The 17052-nt window shown below is 57.2% G+C and carries 13 protein-coding genes and 2 pseudogenes; 8 read left to right on the top strand and 7 right to left on the bottom strand.

The window, feature by feature from the left end; all coding sequences use genetic code 11:
- Positions 1 to 112 precede the first annotated feature (112 nt).
- The 4 genes and pseudogenes from AC0L7S_RS08240 (at position 113) to AC0L7S_RS08225 (ending at position 5338) form a co-directional block, all read left to right on the top strand.
- Positions 113 to 3389 (top strand): annotated as a pseudogene (locus AC0L7S_RS08240) (helicase-related protein).
- 119 nt (positions 3390 to 3508) lie between these two features.
- Positions 3509 to 3895, top strand: coding sequence for an RNA-binding S4 domain-containing protein (locus AC0L7S_RS08235; protein WP_473473880.1), 387 nt, complete (start codon positions 3509 to 3511; stop codon positions 3893 to 3895).
- Positions 3896 to 4052: 157 nt separating this feature from the next.
- Entirely contained in the window at positions 4053 to 4391 is a 339-nt protein-coding gene (gene fdxA / locus AC0L7S_RS08230) for a ferredoxin FdxA (protein ID WP_473473879.1), read from the top strand.
- A 362-nt stretch (positions 4392 to 4753) separates the two neighbouring features.
- Entirely contained in the window at positions 4754 to 5338 is a 585-nt protein-coding gene (locus AC0L7S_RS08225) for a CarD family transcriptional regulator (protein ID WP_473473878.1), read from the top strand.
- Positions 5339 to 5425: 87 nt separating this feature from the next.
- Here the strand turns inward: AC0L7S_RS08225 and trmD are convergent, their stop codons facing one another.
- Both trmD and rimM read right to left on the bottom strand, forming a co-directional pair.
- Positions 5426 to 6118: a tRNA (guanosine(37)-N1)-methyltransferase TrmD gene (gene trmD / locus AC0L7S_RS08220; RefSeq protein ID WP_473473877.1), complete on the bottom strand. Its 693-nt coding sequence runs from the start codon at positions 6116 to 6118 to the stop codon at positions 5426 to 5428.
- Entirely contained in the window at positions 6115 to 6720 is a 606-nt protein-coding gene (rimM, locus tag AC0L7S_RS08215; protein ID WP_473473876.1) for a ribosome maturation factor RimM, read from the bottom strand. The genes trmD and rimM overlap by 4 nt, the downstream gene beginning before the upstream one ends.
- Positions 6721 to 7113: 393 nt before the next feature.
- Here rimM and AC0L7S_RS08210 point away from each other — a divergent pair, with 393 nt between their 5' ends.
- The 4 genes and pseudogenes from AC0L7S_RS08210 to AC0L7S_RS08195 all read left to right on the top strand — a co-directional run bounded on the left by AC0L7S_RS08210 (position 7114) and on the right by AC0L7S_RS08195 (position 10058).
- Positions 7114 to 8055: a tyrosine recombinase XerC gene (locus tag AC0L7S_RS08210; protein ID WP_473473875.1), complete on the top strand. Its 942-nt coding sequence runs from the start codon at positions 7114 to 7116 to the stop codon at positions 8053 to 8055.
- Between the two features lie 74 nt (positions 8056 to 8129).
- A pseudogene (locus tag AC0L7S_RS08205) lies at positions 8130 to 9195 on the top strand (TraB/GumN family protein).
- A gap of 88 nt (positions 9196 to 9283) precedes the next feature.
- Complete coding sequence (locus AC0L7S_RS08200) at positions 9284 to 9505, top strand: hypothetical protein (RefSeq protein WP_473473874.1); 222 nt, start codon at positions 9284 to 9286, stop codon at positions 9503 to 9505.
- Positions 9506 to 9677: 172 nt separating this feature from the next.
- On the top strand, positions 9678 to 10058 hold the full coding sequence (locus AC0L7S_RS08195) for a hypothetical protein (RefSeq protein WP_473473873.1): 381 nt from the start codon (positions 9678 to 9680) through the stop codon (positions 10056 to 10058).
- 172 nt (positions 10059 to 10230) lie between these two features.
- Here the strand turns inward: AC0L7S_RS08195 and lpdA are convergent, their stop codons facing one another.
- The 5 genes from lpdA to AC0L7S_RS08170 all read right to left on the bottom strand — a co-directional run bounded on the left by lpdA (position 10231) and on the right by AC0L7S_RS08170 (position 17029).
- Positions 10231 to 11637: a dihydrolipoyl dehydrogenase gene (gene lpdA / locus AC0L7S_RS08190; RefSeq protein ID WP_473473872.1), complete on the bottom strand. Its 1407-nt coding sequence runs from the start codon at positions 11635 to 11637 to the stop codon at positions 10231 to 10233.
- A gap of 82 nt (positions 11638 to 11719) precedes the next feature.
- Positions 11720 to 12178: a hypothetical protein gene (locus AC0L7S_RS08185; protein WP_473473871.1), complete on the bottom strand. Its 459-nt coding sequence runs from the start codon at positions 12176 to 12178 to the stop codon at positions 11720 to 11722.
- Positions 12179 to 12246: 68 nt separating this feature from the next.
- Positions 12247 to 12651, bottom strand: coding sequence for an MAPEG family protein (locus AC0L7S_RS08180; protein WP_473473870.1), 405 nt, complete (start codon positions 12649 to 12651; stop codon positions 12247 to 12249).
- A 76-nt stretch (positions 12652 to 12727) separates the two neighbouring features.
- Complete coding sequence (odhB, locus tag AC0L7S_RS08175) at positions 12728 to 14011, bottom strand: 2-oxoglutarate dehydrogenase complex dihydrolipoyllysine-residue succinyltransferase (RefSeq protein ID WP_473473869.1); 1284 nt, start codon at positions 14009 to 14011, stop codon at positions 12728 to 12730.
- Between the two features lie 30 nt (positions 14012 to 14041).
- Positions 14042 to 17029 (bottom strand): 2-oxoglutarate dehydrogenase E1 component, encoded by a 2988-nt coding sequence (locus AC0L7S_RS08170; RefSeq protein WP_473473868.1) that lies wholly within the window; start codon positions 17027 to 17029, stop codon positions 14042 to 14044.
- Positions 17030 to 17052: the final 23 nt, after the last annotated feature.

Genomic DNA, 17052 nt, shown 5'->3' with positions numbered 1-17052 from the left:
GAAACATTCCTGCTTCCAACGGCGCGCGCGAATGCCTATGTGTCAACCTGTCATTTGCGTCACAATTGGCGTGCATCGGGCAAGTGTGGCCAGAAAGACCGTTTCCCAGCCGATGAATATTCAGCCCAAAACGACTGATCCGCTGATCCTTTCCGGACGTGATGTGACCGCCGTGCTTGGTCCCACCAACACCGGCAAGACTCATCTGGCTATCGAGCGCATGGTTGCCCACGAAAGTGGCGTCATCGGTCTGCCGCTGCGCCTGCTTGCTCGAGAAGTCTATGGCCGTGTCTGCGAAAAGGTTGGTGCCCACAAAGTTGCGCTGATCACCGGCGAAGAAAAATACAGCCAGCAGGTGCCAAGTACTCGGTCTGCACAGTCGAAGCCATGCCACGCGAAACCGATGCTGCTTTTGTCGCCATCGACGAGGTGCAGCTTGCTGGCGATCTCGAGCGCGGCCATATTTTTACCGACCGCATCCTTCACCTGCGTGGCAGGCAAGAAACCCTGCTGCTCGGCGCTGCCACCATGCACGGCATTTTGCAACGCCTGCTCAGGGGCGTATCTGTCGTGACCCGGCCGCGCCTGTCGCATCTTGCCTATGCGGGATCGAGGAAACTGACGCGCCAGCCGCGCCGAACCGCCATCGTCGCGTTTTCAGCGAGTGAGGTCTACGCCATTGCCGAACTGATCCGCCGCCAGCGCGGAGGTGCAGCCGTGGTGCTCGGTGCATTGTCACCGCGCACACGCAACGCGCAGGTAGAGCTGTATCAATCCGGCGATGTCGACTATCTGGTTGCAACCGACGCAATCGGCATGGGGCTCAATCTCGATGTCGATCATGTCGCCTTTGCCCAGAACCGCAAATTCGACGGCTATCAGCATCGCCACCTTACCGCCGCCGAGCTTGGCCAGATTGCCGGCCGAGCCGGCCGCCACCTGCGCGATGGCACCTTTGGCATAACAGGACAGGTCGATACGCTTGATGACGAACTCGTCCGGAAGATCGAAAGTCATGATTTCGAGCCGGTGAAGGTGTTGCAATGGCGCACCGCCAATTTCGACTTTGGCAGCCTTGACGCGCTCAAGCATGCAATCGAGACAAATGCGCCTGTCGAAGGTTTGACGCGGGCCTTGCCGGCAGTCGATGCACAGGCACTCGAGCATTTGTCACGCGACGAGGACATCCGCACGCTAGCGGTCGGGCGCGAGCGCGTCGCACTCTTGTGGGAAGCCTGTGCGCTGCCCGACTACCGCAGGATCGCGCCGGCCCAACACAGTGACCTCATCGCATCCATCTATATGGATCTGACCAAACGCGGTCATGTCGATGAAGATTACATGGCCGAGCAGGTCCGCCGGGCCGACACGACCGAAGGTGACATCGACACGCTCTCGCATCGCATCACACAAATCCGAACCTGGACATTTGTCGCAAACCGCCCCGGTTGGCTTGCCGATCAGGCACACTGGCAAGAAAAGACACGCGAAATCGAAGACAGATTGTCAGATGCGCTGCATGAGCGGTTGACGAAACGCTTCGTAGACCGCAGGACTTCCGTCCTCATGCGCCGCCTTAGAGAAAATACCATGTCTGAAGCCGAAATCAGCTCTACCGGAACCGTCCTTGTCGAAGGGCACCATGTAGGAGAATTGCAGGGCTTTCGCTTCACTGCCGATCCCAGCGCAGGTGGCGAAGATGCCAAGGCGGTTCGCACTGCCGCGCAAAAAGCGCTTGCCGCCGAGTTCGAAGCGAGGGCCGAGCGTTTTTCTGCATCGGGTAATAACGACATTGCCCTGGGGTCCGACGGGATGTTGCGCTGGATAGGCGCGCCCGTTGGCACGCTGGTGGCCGGCGATGAAATCCTGAAGCCGCGCCTTGTTCTGTTGTCCGACGAACAACTGACCGGTCCGGCACGCGACAAGGTTGCGGCCAGGGCAGAGCGCTTCGTCAATTTCCAGATTGAAACGCTGCTGAAGCCGTTGATCGACATGAAGAATGCCGAGCAAATCTCCGGCATCGCCCGCGGCATCGCCTTCCAGTTGGTTGAACGCCTTGGAATGATCAATCGCCGTGAAATTGCCGAGGAGATGCGCTCGCTCGATCAGGAAGGGCGCGCGGCCCTTCGCCGGCTTGGTGTTCGTTTTGGTGCCTATCACGTATTCGTCCCGTCTCTCATCAAACCGGCACCGGCGGGCCTGATTACCCTGCTTTGGGCCTTGGCGAATGATGGCAAGGAAAAGCCCGGATTTGGCGATGTGGTCAACGCACTTGCAACAGGGCGCACCTCGGTAGTGGTCGATCCTGAGTTCGACAAACCATTTTACGGGCTTGCCGGCTATCGCAATCTTGGCAGGCGCGCCGTGCGGGTTGATATTCTGGAGCGCCTTGCCGATTTGATCCGCCCGGCGACCAACTGGAAACCCGGCCTCGGCCCGCGTCCCGATGGCGCTTATGAGGGGGTGCCTTCATGGTAACCCCGCCTATGATGTCGATCCTTGGTGCCACCGCCGACGACATGGAAGAAATCCTCAAGGGCCTTGGCTACCGCGCCGAACCAAAACCGGCAGCAGAGGTCAAGGCCAGATTGGACGCACAGGATGAAGCGGCCAGACAAGCCGCCGAGGCCAAAGAAGCGCAAGTCAAGGCAGCCGAAGCGGAGGCCGCCAGCAAACAGGCTGAAGACGCCCCAACGCAAACGATTGACGAAGCGCCCTCGCAGGAAACAACGCCTTCGCCTGAAGCAAGCCCGGCGACAGAAGCTGCCGCCACTTCTGTTACTCCCGCTCTTGAGACTGCAAGTGATGAACCGCAGAGCGACGCGGTAATTGACACAACAAGCGATAGCGATATTGCCCAGGCAGCGCCTGAGTCACCAACCGTAGCCGATGACATCAACACCGCGGCTCCCCAATCCACTCCCCAGCCCACGAGCGAAGATCCGGCAGTGAAAGCGGCAACGACGGATACCGCCGTTGAGGCTGACGACAGTCGTGTTGCGCAACCTGAAGAACCCAAGCCCGTTCTGCTCTGGCGTCAGGCCCGTTTTGATCGTCATCGCGGCCAGCGGCCACATCATCGCTCACGCAATGCGACCGCGGCGACCGGCCAGCCTGCCGGTTCTGGCGAGGCACGCGAAGGCAATGCTGATCAGCACGAGGGCCGGAAAGACCAGCGCAAGCGTTTCGACAAGAACCGCACCAAGGACGGCGCAGGAAAGCCGAAAGGGAACGGCCCGCGCGCGAACTGGAAAGGCGGCAGGCCAGATGGCAAGGGAGGCGGCAAGCCAGCGTTTCAGGCAAAGCCACGAGATGAGCGCCCCGCCCGTATCGACCCGGATTCACCATTTGCCAAGCTGGCTGCACTGCGCGATCAGTTGAAAAAATAGAGCCTGTCGATTTTAATGCATGTCGCCCAAAAGTGTGCAGCGGTTTTGGGCAACGACATGCATGAAAACAAAGGCTTGAAGCGCGCGCCATGACCCCTTTCAGACACGCCGCGACTTAAATGATTGCCGAAGGCCGTCAGCGCATCGACAAATGGCTGTTCTTTTCACGCGCCGTGAAGTCACGCTCATTGGCCGCCAAACTGGTCACAACTGGCCATGTTCGCATCAATCGCGACAAAGCAGCGCAGGCTGCCGATCTGGTGAAGCCGGGGGACGTTCTGACCATCGCGCTTGACCGGCGTATTCTGGTCTGGAAAATCAACGCCATAGGCAACCGGCGTGGGCCATCCGATGAAGCGCGCGTGCTTTATGAAGACATGTCGCCGCAGCCCGTCCCAAAGGGTAGCACGGCCATCACAGCCATTGAACCGTTGCGTGATGCTGGCAGCGGTCGCCCCACCAAGAAGCAGCGCCGACTGACAGATCGTCTGCTCGGCAAAGATTGACCAGTGCCGGGCCAACCCCTTTTGCGCAAAAATTCATCCTGTGTTGGGCCAATTTCCGGGTAAATCGTGGCCTTGCCAGAGACCGGCAAAGACGTTACCTCAACGCTTAGGACTCGCCTGCGAATTGGGCGAAGAAGTTATGTCCTGGAGCCGCCCGATGACCTATCTCGTGACCGACAACTGTATTAAATGCAAGTACATGGACTGTGTAGAGGTTTGTCCGGTCGACTGCTTCTATGAGGGTGAGAACATGCTCGTCATCCATCCCGACGAGTGTATCGATTGCGGCGTATGTGAACCTGAATGCCCCGCTGACGCCATCAAGCCCGACACGGAGTCCGGGCTCGATAAATGGCTTCAGGTCAACACTGAATATGCCGACAAATGGCCAAACATTTCCGCTAAGAAAGACGCACCCTCTGACGCCAAGGAATTTGACGGTCAGCCCGGCAAGTTCGAGAAGTATTTCTCCCCCGAACCGGGCGAAGGCGATTAGCAGCAGAGCGCACCTTGTTTTTTGAGCTTGGCAAGCTCATTATACCTTTGTCTAAGCACCCGGCATAACTTTGCCCGCTGTTAGCGCATGCGGCAAATTGTTGATTCTTCCGACTTTTTGTGCTATATAATTTTGACATGCCAGTGACACAACGTCGATTGATGGCGCATGCGCCCTAATCACTGAAAGGTGAATCTCACAATCTGGACCAGAGCAATCTGGACCTTTGGTCGTATTTGCGCGGTCTACTGGTCCTGGCTTTCCCGGAATGTTCACCAGTCGCGCGGCAATGCCGGTTTGATCCGGCGATACGGGTTCGGTCGGCTTTTTTGGCCGGCCTATAACAAGGAGTCCAGGGCGTAATGGCAACCAGCACACCTCAAAAGAAATCCAATTCAGCGCGTCACGGTTTCAAGACCGGCGAGTTCATCGTTTATCCGGCGCATGGCGTTGGCCAGATCGTGTCAATCGACGAGCAGGAGGTTGCAGGTCATAAGCTGGAATTGTTTGTCATCGATTTTCAGAAAGACAAGATGCGCCTTAAAGTGCCTGTTGCGAAAGCTACTGCCATTGGCATGCGCAAGCTTTCCGAAACGGACTATGTTGATCGCGCACTAAGAGTTGTTCAGGGCCGCGCCCGCGTCAAGCGCACCATGTGGTCGCGCCGCGCACAGGAATATGACGCCAAGATCAATTCCGGCGATCTGATTTCCATTGCGGAAGTGGTTCGCGACCTTTATCGCGCCGACAATCAGCCCGAGCAGTCCTATTCCGAGCGTCAGCTTTATGAAGCCGCGCTTGATCGTATGGCTCGCGAAATCGCTGCTGTTAATCAGGTGTCGGAGACAGAGGCGGTCCATCTTATCGAGGTCAACCTCAATAAGGGCCCCAAGCGTGGTGCCAAGGCCGACAATGAAGAGTCGTCCGAACAGGAAGAAGCAGCCTAACTGCTCATCCATTGATTTAACGAACAAAGCCCGGCCTTGCAGCCGGGTTTTTCTACAATCCAAGGTCAGAACGGCTCAATGATTCTATCAAGAGCCGGACCGCTCCAGCAGATCAGGCCGTCGCAGTTTTGTCAGCCGCTCGGACTCAGCACGCCGCCAAGCCGCAATTTTAGCGTGATTTCCCGACGTCAGCACCGAGGGAATGGATGCACCTTCAAATTCCTGTGGCCGCGTATAATGGGGATGTTCGAGAAGACCGTTCTCGAAACTTTCCTCTTCGCCTGACTGCTCATTACCCATGACACCCGGCAACAGGCGCACCACAGCATCGAGCAACACAAGCGCAGCCGGTTCACCACCGGAAAGGATGAAATCCCCGACCGATACTTCTTCAAGGTTGCGGCCATCGATCACTCTTTGATCGATGCCTTCGAAGCGACCACACACGATAACCAGACCGGGGCCGCCCGCCAGTTCGCGAACACGCGCCTGCGTAAGTGGCTTGCCGCGCGGGCTCATCAAGAGGCGTGGACGTGGATCACCCGCTGGCGAGGAGTGATCGATGGCTTTGGCCAGAATATCGGCGCGCATCACCATTCCGGCACCACCCCCGGCTGGTGTGTCATCAACTGTGCGATGACGGTCGCTCGCGAAGTCGCGTATTTGGACCGTCTCCAGCGACCATGCTCCCGCTTCCAGAGCGCGACCGGCCAGAGACATTCCAAGTGCACCCGGAAACATTTCCGGATAGAGCGTCAGCACGGAAGCGGACAAGCTCATCGCTTGCCCCCATTATGTTGTTGATCCCGTGGGGCGCGCTGGCCGCCGGGTTGGGATGCTTGTTCGACCTCTGGATCGTCCTCATCTTCGATAAGGCCCGCGCCAATCGTGTCGATGCGAATAAAACCCTCGGCAACCGAGATGTCCGGTACGGCAGCTTGCGTGAAAGGGATCAAAACACCTTTGCGTGGACCAAGTGTCAATTCCAGGATGTCGCCGCCGCCGAAATTCTGAACGGCTGCAACTTTACCAATTTCAGCGCCTGTCTCGTCCTTCACAGTCAGGCCAACGAGATCCGTATGGTAGAATTCGCCTTCATCTTCGGTATCGGGCAACATTGAACGGTCGATAAAAAGCTCAGTGCCGGTCAATGGTTCGGCGGCGCTGCGATCGGTAATTCCCTTGAAGCGCACAACGACGACTGTACCTGCAGGTCTGATATCATTGACTACGAAAGACCGGCCATCTTTTGAATGCAGGGGGCCATAGTCTCCCAGCGCCAGAGGGTCGCCGGTGAACGTCTTGACGCGCAGTTCACCCTTGATGCCGTGCGCGGCACCAATCACGGCCATCTGGATTGGATTTACAGATTTTGGTGGCATCGATGTGTCCTTTGCCTTGATCCAGTACATGTCGCCCAAAAGTGTGCAGCGGTTTTGGGACAACGACATGCACAAAAACAAAGGCTTGAAACACCCTGCATGAACCCCTTTAGACGCGATGTACTTTAAGGCTTGTTGAGTATCAGCGCCAACGCAGCCCTACGGTGGTACTCAACAGGTCCTAGTGCAAGATGAAATCGGATGGAACCGGTTCTCTCTCCAAGCGCACGCAAATACGCCGAATGCTCAATATTCAACTCCCAGGAATTGGATATCAGGCAAAAAACGCGCGCTAAATTACGGCGCAGTCATTTCGTCTTCGGTCAACCTTTGTATTTTCACGCCTTCATAACCTCGTTGCCGCAGAATGAATGCCCAACGCGAAAGTGCATCATGCAGGAACAATTTCTCATTTCGGCAAAGCCGGACCTCCAGGCAGCCAGAGAGGCCTGGCTGAAGGCACTGGCGGGGGAACGCCGTTTGTCTGCCCAGACTGTTGAGGCTTATGAGCGCGACACACGCCAATTCCTGCAATTTCTAACCGGACATTGCGGCGGCCCGGTTGCTATTTCGGACATCGCAAATCTGCGGCCCGCCGATTTGCGCGGCTTCCTGGCGGCGCGGCGCAGTGATGGAGCCGGAGCCCGAACATTGGGGCGCGGCCTTGCCGGTATTCGCTCTCTATTGCGCTTTCTTGAGCAGCGCGGCCTCGTCAACGCAGCCGGCGCTTCGGCCTTGCGTGCGCCCAGGCAGCCGAAATCACTGCCCAAGCCACTGACGGCAAGTGACGCCCTTCGTGTGGTCTCGACTGGCGATCAATTAGCGCAAGAGCCATGGATCGCTGCCCGCAATGCCGCGGTGTTGACGCTTCTTTACGGCTGCGGCCTGCGCATTTCAGAAGCCCTTGGCCTAACTGGTGCCGACTTGGCCTCACCCGGTGAAACCGTGCTTCGCATCACGGGAAAGGGCGGGAAAACACGCCTCGTTCCGGTGTTGCCTGTGGCGATCAACGCCATAACCGAGTACCGGCGACTTTGCCCCTATCATCTGGATGAAACGGGATTTCTGTTTCGCGGTGTGCGCGGCGGGCCACTGAATAGCGCCATCATTCAACGCGAAATGGTCAAGCTGCGGGCGGCCTTGAACCTGCCCGAGAACGCAACGCCGCATTCATTGCGCCATTCATTCGCAACACATCTGTTGGGGCGTGGCGGCGATCTGCGCACCATTCAGGAGCTTCTTGGTCATGCCAGCCTGTCCACCACACAGGTCTATACAGGCGTCGATACCGCCCGCTTGATGGAAATCTATGAAGCAGCGCATCCACGCGCCTGAATTCCATCTCATGTCACGAAAATTTGGCTGGACCGGTTAACTGTTTGGCTGCCTTTTATGAATAGATTTGCGGGATGAAACGCGCACTCGCCATAGCCGACCGTACAGCCCTTCTGTCGCTGAAGCTGCTTGTGGCGATCAATGCCCTGTTCTTCCTTTCATTTTTGGTTGTCGCGCTGCTGGCAAGCGGCAAGGCGCGTGCCGGAGTAGCGACATGCACCGGCAAAAACCTGCTCACAGCGCTACAGACTGACGATCCGGCAGCCTTTCGCAAACTGGAAACGGAAGCGGCCGCCACGTTGAACGGCAAAGGCCTGTTGTGGAAGCTTGAGAAAGCCGGTCAGGCACCCTCCTATCTGTTTGGCACCATGCATATGACGGACCCGCGCGTCACGACGCTGCCAGCGGCTGCCCAAACTGCCTTTGATGGAGCCGACACCGTTGTCATCGAAACGACTGACGTGCTAGATGAAAAAGATGATGGCGGCGATGATGCGCGAGCCCGGCTTGACGATGTTCACAGACGCCACCACGCTCTCGTCGCTGCTTTCGCCGCAGGATGCTGCAATCCTCGACAAGGCGCTCGATGCGCGTGGCATTCCCCCGGCAAGCGTTGCCAAGATGAAGCCCTGGATGCTTTCGGCAATCGCCGCACTTCCCGCCTGCGAACTGGCGCGCAAGGCTTCGGGTGCGCCGATCCTTGATGTCAAACTTGCCGAAAACGCCAATGCCGCCGGAAAAGACCTGAAAGGCGTCGAGACCGCCGCCGACCAGTTGCGCGCGATGGCGTCCTTGCCGATCGACCTTCACATGAAGGGCCTTATCGATACGCTGAAGCTTGGTGACAAGATCAATGATCTCTCCGAGACCATGATTGTGCTTTATCAACGCGGTGATATCGGCATGATCTGGCCAATGTTTCGCACCGTTCTCCCCGAACAGGCGGACGATCCGGCAGGCTACGCCGCATTTGAAGAGACGATGGTCACCAGTCGCAACAAGACGATGGCGACCAATGCCGAGCCAATTCTTGCCAGGGGCAATGTGTTCATGGCCGTCGGTGCGTTGCATCTGCCAGGGCCTCAAGGTCTTGTCGAAGACTTTCGCAAGGATGGCTACACGGTTAGCGCGGTCAACTGACCTTTCGCGTCGCGCAAAGCGTGATTGGGCCTTTGCGTGCAAATCTGCTAATCTTTCACCAGCCCCATTGAAGGTGAAGGAGAAGAGCATGATGAAAGCACTTATCCTGATTGGTTCGTTGAGCCTTTCCCTGTCTGCTGCCAATGCATGCAATTTCATGAGATCGGCACAGACGTCGAGCGTCGACAAGACTGTCGTTGCCAGTGTCAGCAACACCTCGGATGCGCTGATGTCCACGCCAGTTGAACAAAGCACGCAGCCGAAATCGGTCGCACCGACGAAAGCGCCTACGCTGCCGCTGGCCGAGTAAAGGGCCAAGCTCTCAATTTACTGATTTAACCCGGATTCTCACGGTCGAAATCGGCTCGTCAGAATCAGGCAAGATACAGTTTTGTCGTGCTTCCACCTGATCGGTGATGAAACCCTTCCGTTGATCGTGCGTTGTCTACCATCGCCCGATCAACATCATCCAGGAGGACAGCATGGCCAAACCAAACGTGCCAGACCCGAGCGACCCGAGGCAGGCCAACCCCTTGAACCCGACTCCGCCGCTTTCCACGGCCGATGTTCATATCGATAATCGTGCTCCGGCACAGCCCCGCAGTCGCGGTGGCGGAATGCTGATTGCACTGGTTGTCATCGTCCTTGCCATAGGTGCCTACTACTTCTTTGGCCGCAGCGATCCCGTTATATCCCCCGCCATCGATACCCCGGCGGCAACAGATTCCGCACCAGCCCCAACAGAACCGGCTCCTGCGGTTCCGGCAGAGACAGCTCCAGCTGAACCAGCACCCGCACCTGCCACACCCGCTCCGGCAGAACCCGCACCGGATGAAGCGGCACCCGCGGCACCTGCAAATTAGTGCATGCCGCCCAAAAGTGTGCAGCGGTTTTGGGACCACGGCATGCACAAAAACAAAGGCTTAAAGCGCTATGAGGGAAAGCGGTTCCCGGTTTTCCACCCGGGACTGCGCATAAACAAATGGTTGGAGCGGTTCCGCGATTCTATCAAAAGCTGAACCGCTCCATATCTCGTCAGATGTGAATTGGCTTGAAGAAAGTCGCAAGCGCTGCTTCCTTGACAGCTTCCGACATGGTCGGATGCGCATGGCAGGTTCGCGCAAGATCTTCTGACGATCCGCCAAACTCCATCAACACCGCCGCCTCGTGGATCATTTCGCCTGCGCCGAAACCGACGATGTGAACGCCGAGAACACGATCGCTTTCCTTGTCGGCCAGAATTTTCACGAAACCGTCGGTATGCTGCATGGCGCGCGCGCGCCCATTGGCGGTAAACGGGAATTTTCCAACCTTATAGGCGACCTCAGCCTTCTTCAGTTCCTCTTCGGTTTTGCCAACCGAGGCCACTTCAGGGCTGGTGTAAACGACACCTGGAATGACATCGTAATTCACATGGCCAGCCTGCCCGGCAATGATTTCGGCCACCGCGACACCTTCATCCTCGGCCTTGTGCGCCAGCATTGGACCGGCCACCACATCGCCAAGCGCATAGATACCGGGTACATTTGTCATCAGATGTGCATCCGTTTGCACCCGGCCGCGTTCATCTGTCTCGACGCCGGCTTCCTTGAGGCCCAAACCATCCGAATAAGCCCGCCGACCTGTGGCAATGAGAACCGCATCCGCCTCGACTGTCTCGGCATCACCGCCCTTTACAGGTTCGAAGGTTACGGACGCGCCTTTTTTGGCTTTGGCGACACCCGTTACCTTGGCGCCGAGCTTGAATGAAAACCCTTGCTTGGAAAGCATACGCTGAAACTGCTTGGAAACTTCGCCGTCCATGCCGCCGAGAATGGTGTCTAGGAACTCGATCACCGTCACCTTTGCCCCGAGGCGCGCCCAGACCGAGCCAAGTTCCAGCCCGATGACACCGCCGCCAACCACCACCATGTGGCCGGGCACCTTTCCAAGCTCCAGTGCGCCGGTCGATGAGACGATGACTTTCTCGTCGATATCGACCTTGACGCCGGGAATGCCGGAAATGTCGGAGCCTGTGGCAATAACGATGTTCTTGGTCTCGACCTCCTGTTCCTTGCCATCCTCGCCGGCAACCGAAACCTTGCCCGCACCCACGATCCGGCCTGTACCGCGCAAGGTGTCGATCTTGTTCTTCTTGAACAGGAAGGCGACGCCGGCCACATTGGCTGCTACCGTCGTGTCCTTGTGCGCCATCATCTTTTTTAGATTGAGCTTCGGCGCGGCGATCTCGACACCCAGCGCGTCGAAAGAATGGCTGGCCTCGGCAAACATTTCCGAAGCATGCAGCAATGCCTTGGAAGGAATACAACCAATATTGAGGCAGGTACCACCGAAGGTTTCGTTCTTCTCAACCACTGCGACCTTCAGGCCAAGCTGCGCCGCCTTGATGGCGCAGACATAGCCGCCCGGTCCAGACCCGATCACGATGACATCGTAAGCCATATTCTCAAACCTCTGCTTTTGCCGGGTTTCCGGCCTTCATTTACCCAAACAGCCCGCAGCCCATCCACTACCGCCAAGCCAACTATTCCTGACACCCCTGCAATGTAAAAACATCCCACGGGATTTTTGTAAAACCGTCGCCGCCAAAGAAAGATGACAAACGCAGTACCGGGCCGAGATCGGGAAAGATCAGTTTTTCCGGTGCGTCGGTGCCTTCCATGGGAATGAGTTTGATATTGCCACTATCATCCGATGTGTAAACTACACCCTCCCACAAGGTGCAGGCGGCAATTTCAGCGCCGGTCACATCACCTTCCGGGCATTTGTGCGTCAGCGAACCATAGGGGCGCGCTTCCTCTTCGCTCCACATCACTAACCCATCGAGAACAACGCCATTGTCGAGATTCATCTTGAAGGAGTTCGTCACCGTCGCCGAATCGGTCGTTGGCCTGAAATCGATACCCGATGAGCTGCGGGCATCGCCATAAACCGCCAGTTCGATCGGGCAGGCTGCGAACACCGGCGCGGTCGCATAAACCATGAGTGTCGCCACCAGGGCGCGCAGCCAACCTCGATTGAATGTCGGAAATTTTAACAACTCCACCCGCTTCAAAACATCAATCTCACCAGCATCAGCACAAGGCCGACAATCGAAGCCAGCCAGACAAGCGTTCTGGCAACGGGTATGCCCGAAACATAAAGAGCGAGATAAATCACCCGTGCGGCCAGATAGAGCCACGCACCCGTTGCACCAAGACCACCGGTTTTACCGCTCAACACAAGCGCCAAAACCAGAGCAACGAATGCCGGGTAGGTTTCAAGCAGGTTGCGTAGCGCGCGGCTGAACCGTCGCGAATAAATACTTCGGGGCTCACGCGGTTCATCTCTCGCCCCAAACAAATAGCCAAGACCCAGATCCACTGAAGTTCCTGCCTGCAAAACAACTTGCAGGAGGAGAAGCACAACGCTCCAGCCCAGAATCTCGATTTCCACCGATGCAGCAACCATATCCATATGAGCCTCCATCCCTTTCGATGCCCGAACAGGGCTTCGGAAAGCTAGATTAGAACCCGCATGGACAAAACTGGCATTAAAGATCGAGTACCAGTCGTTCCGGATCCTCGAGGCTTTCCTTCACCCGCACAAGGAAGGTTACAGCCTCTTTGCCGTCAACGATACGGTGATCATAAGAGAGCGCCAGATACATCATCGGGCGTATGACGATCTCGCCGCCAATGACGACCGGACGCTCCTGAATCTTGTGCATGCCCAGGATGCCCGACTGCGGCGCATTGAGGATGGGCGTTGACATCAGCGAGCCGTAGACACCGCCATTCGAGATCGTGAACGTACCGCCTTGCATATCCGCCACGGAGAGTTTCCCGTCGCGGGCGGCAAGGCCAAGCCTGCCGATTTCTTTCTCGATCTCGGCAATCGACATGGTGTCGGCATCGCGCACCACCGGCACGACAAGCCCCTTGTCGGTTCCAACAGCTACACCGACATGGGCGAAATTCTTGTAGATGATATCGGTGCCGTCGATCTCCGCATTGACCGTCGGGATTTCTTTCAACGCATGCGTCACCGCTTTCGTGAACAAACCCATGAAGCCGAGCTTCACGCCATGCTTCTTTTCAAACATGTCCTTGTATTTGGAGCGCAAATCCATCACCGCCTTCATGTCCACCTCGTTGAAGGTGGTAAGCATGGCCGCTGCCGATTGCGCTTCTTTCAGGCGTCGGGCGATGGTCTGGCGCAACTTCGTCATGCGCACGCGCTCCTCGCGCGGTGCATCGCCGGCCGTTGATGATGCGCGTGCAGCCGCTGGAGCCGAATTCGCGCCAGCAGGCGCTTCCGCAGGTTGCGATGGCGCGCCCTTGGCAATGGCATCAAGAACATCGCCCTTCAACACCTGGCCGCGTTTGCCGGACCCTTTGACCTCATCGGTGGCAAGTTTGTTTTCCGCAAGCAGTTTGGCAGCCGCAGGAGCCGGCGGCATATCGCGAGACTCAACCGGGCTGTCACCTGCAATCTTGGCTTGCTGAGTCGATGCCTCGGCCGTGGTTTCGGCAGCAGTTGGTGCGGAGGCCTGCGCAACAGCAGTTTCCTGCTTTGCCGGTTCCGCTTTCCCAGAGCCGCCCGCCTCGATCATTCCAAGCAGCGCGCCAACACCGACGGTTTCGCCTTCCTCGACAGTAATCTCGGCAAGCGTGCCGCCAGCAGGTGCCGGAACTTCAAGCGTAACCTTGTCGGTTTCGAGTTCAAGCACGGGTTCATCTACAGCGATTGCATCGCCGGCCTTTTTGAACCACTTGCCGATCGTTGCTTCAGATACAGATTCGCCGAGAGTGGGAACACGGATTTCAGTTGCCATTTTGCCTGCCCGTTCTTTCTCTTTCGATGATTATTCGCCGAGCGCGTCTTCGAGCAGCGCGGCAAGTTGTGCAAGATGCTTGGACATCAGGCCCGTTGCGGGTGAAGCCGCCGCAGGCCGACCGGTATAGCGCACGCGCTGATATTTCGCGTCGATATGCGCCAGCACCCATTCCAGATACGGGTCGATGAACGACCATGCGCCCATGTTTTTCGGCTCTTCCTGACACCACACCATCTGCGCACTGCGAAACCGTGACAGTTCAGTTATCAGGGCCTTGGCCGGGAATGGATAAAGCTGCTCGACGCGCAGCAGGTAAATGTCGTCGATGCCGCGCTTCTCGCGTTCTTCATACAGGTCGTAATAGACTTTGCCCGCGCACAATACGACGCGGCGAATTTTCGAATCCTTGACCAGTTTGATGGCCTGATTCGGCAAAAGCTGCGCATCGTCCCACAGCAGTCTGTGGAAGGCACTTTCGCCTGACATTTCCGCAATCGTCGATACCGCCCGCTTGTGGCGAAGCAGCGATTTCGGCGTCATCATGATCAAGGGTTTGCGGAAGTCGCGCTTCAACTGGCGTCGCAGGCTGTGAAAATAATTTGCCGGCGTGGTGCAGTAGACGACCTGCATATTGTCTTCGGCACAAAGCTGCAAGAAACGTTCCAGTCGAGCCGATGAATGTTCGGGGCCTTGTCCCTCATAGCCATGTGGCAGCAGGCAGACGAGCCCCGACATTCTGAGCCATTTGCGCTCGCCAGACGAAATAAACTGGTCGAACACCACTTGCGCGCCATTGGCGAAATCACCGAACTGGGCTTCCCACAAGGTCAATGCCTTTGGTTCTGCCAGCGAATAGCCATATTCGAAGCCAAGCACGGCCTCTTCCGACAGCATCGAATTGATGACCTCGTAGCCTGCCTGGGCCGCAGACAAATTGTTGAGCGGGATATAGCGGTTTTCGTTGCGCTGATCGTAGAGGACGGAATGGCGTTGTGAAAACGTCCCACGCTCCGAATCCTGACCCGACAGGCGAATGGGATTGCCATCGAGCAGGATCGCACCGAACGCCAGCGATTCAGCCGTGGCCCAGTCGATCCCCTCGCCCGACTCGATCGCATTGCGGCGATTGTCGAGGAAGCGCCCGATCGTCTTGTGTGCCTCGAAATCTTTCGGCACGTCGGTCAGCTTCTTGCCGATTTCCTTCAGGATCTTGACCGGAACTGCCGTCTTGCCGCGCCGCTGCTCGTCCTGATTGTCAGCCGTTCTGAGGCCCGACCAGGCGCCGTCCAGCCAATCCGCCTTGTTTGGCTTGTAGGACTGGCCCGTCTCCCACTCTACCTCCAGATGGGCGCGCCAATCGGCTTTCATCTTGTCGTACTCGGCCTGCGTCACCTGATCTTCGCCAATCAGCCGTTCCGCATAAAGCTCCCCGGTTGTCTTGTGCTTGCGGATCGTTCGATACATGATCGGCTGCGTGAACGCCGGCTCGTCGCCCTCATTGTGACCAAACCGGCGATAGCAGAACATATCCACAACCACTGGCTTGTGAAACTTCATCCGAAACTCGATCGCCACCTTGGCTGCGTGAACCACCGCTTCAGGGTCGTCGCCATTGACGTGAAAGATAGGCGCTTCGATCATCTTGGCGACATCCGAGGGATAGGGCGAGGAGCGCGAGAAACGCGGGTTGGTGGTGAAACCGATCTGGTTGTTGATGATGAAATGCAGCGTTCCGGCAACCCGGTGGCCACGCAAGCCAGAAAGGCCAAGGATTTCAGCAATGACACCCTGTCCGGCAAACGCAGCATCACCATGCAACAACAGCGGCAACACCCGGGCGCGCTCTTCAAGCGGTACGATTTCTTCGCGGCTCCGCCCGAACACCTGATCCTGCTTCGCACGCGCCTTGCCCATCACCACGGGATCGACGATCTCCAGATGCGAAGGATTGGCCGTCAGCGACAGATGAACCTTGTTGCCATCGAATTCGCGATCGGAAGAAGCGCCCAGATGGTATTTGACATCACCGGACCCCTCGACATCGTCAGGTGCAGCCGATCCGCCCTTGAACTCATGGAAAATCGCCCTGTGCGGTTTCGCCATCACCTGACTTAGCACATTGAGGCGGCCGCGATGGGCCATTCCCAATACGATCTCCTCCATGCCGAGTTGACCGCCGCGCTTGATGATCTGCTCCAGCGCCGGGATCAGCGATTCACCGCCATCGAGGCCAAAACGTTTGGTGCCCTTGTATTTGACGTCGATGAACTGTTCGAAACCTTCAGCCTCGACCAGCTTTTGCAAAATGGCTTTCTTGCCTTCCGCCGTAAAGGTTATCTCCTTGTCGGCACCTTCGATCCGCGCCTGAATCCAGCCTTTCTCTTCCGGGTCGGAAATATGCATGAACTCGACGCCAAGCGTCGAACAATAGGTGCGGGTGAGAATTTCCAGCATCTGGCGGATGGTGCCGAATTCCAGCCCCAGCACATTATCGAGGAATATCGGACGGTCCATATCCGCATCACTGAAGCCGTAATTGAACGGCGACAATTCATTGTAGTCTTCCAACTGGCTGGCAATACCAAGTGGATCAAGATTGGCGTGCAAATGACCGCGCATGCGGTAGGCGCGGATCATCATGATGGCGCGCACCGAATCGCGCGTGGCCTGATGAACGTCGGCGTCGGTCAATGCAGCGCCATTGGCCACCGCTTTGTCACGAACCTTCTTTTCAATGACCTTTTCGACCAGGCCCCAATTGCCATCCAGTGCCGAGATCAGTTCCCCGTTAGCGGCAAGTGGCCATGACGGCTTGGCCCATGAAGCGCCCTTGGCATTTTTTCTGACGTCGCCAGCATCGTCCTTCAGCGAAGCAAAGAACGCCTGCCACTCCGCATCGACGGAGGAAGGGTCATCCTCATAGGCGGCATGAAGCGCTTCGATATAGTCAGCATTGCCGCCATAGAGGAAAGAAGTGAGGGAGAATTGGTCGTTGGTCTGATCTTGTCTCGCCATATCGCACTCGAAGCCTGAGCCTC

It is taken from the genome of Mesorhizobium sp. G2-6-1 (assembly GCF_055809095.1).
This window is presented reverse-complemented; position numbering and strand designations above follow the sequence as displayed.